We start from the raw sequence: 493 nt of genomic DNA, 5'->3' as shown, positions 1-493 counted from the left end.
GCTATGCACGCCGGCTGATCGAACTGAATGACGAGGCGGCATCCGCCATCCATGACGTCGAGCTTGAGGGCTGGGTAAGGCTCGGCCTGCAGGAGGATTTCGGCGAGGCGGTGCTGCCGGACGTGCTCGGCCGCTTCGCCCGGGCGCATCCCAAGGTCAAGATCGAAGCCAGGATCGCGCGCAGCCATGAACTCGCCGAGCGAATCGTGTCAGGCAGTCTCGACATCGCGCTCGCCTGGCACTGCGGCGAGACGCTGCCTTACAGCGAGCACGTCGCCGATGTGCAGATGCGCTGGATCGGCCCGACCAGGCGCATCGAGACCAGCCTGCGCCACAGTGAGCCACTGCCGCTGGTGGCGCTCGAAGCGCCATGCCTGTTGCGCACGGTGGCAACCGAAACGCTCGACCGCGCCGGCCTGTCGTGGCGGATGGCCTTTTCCAGCCCGAGCCTTGGCGGCATCTGGGCAGCGGTTGCGGCGGGGGCGGGGGTGGC

The 493-nt window shown here is 68.4% G+C and carries 1 protein-coding gene; it reads left to right on the top strand.

Going from position 1 to position 493, the window contains the following annotated elements; genetic code table 11:
- Positions 1-493: LysR substrate-binding domain-containing protein (locus tag EN935_RS39850; RefSeq protein ID WP_245489197.1), on the top strand; the 493-nt coding region annotated here is incomplete at both ends.

The organism is Mesorhizobium sp. M7D.F.Ca.US.004.03.1.1 (genome assembly GCF_003998635.1).
Lineage (GTDB): Bacteria > Pseudomonadota > Alphaproteobacteria > Rhizobiales > Rhizobiaceae > Mesorhizobium > Mesorhizobium loti.
This window is presented reverse-complemented; position numbering and strand designations above follow the sequence as displayed.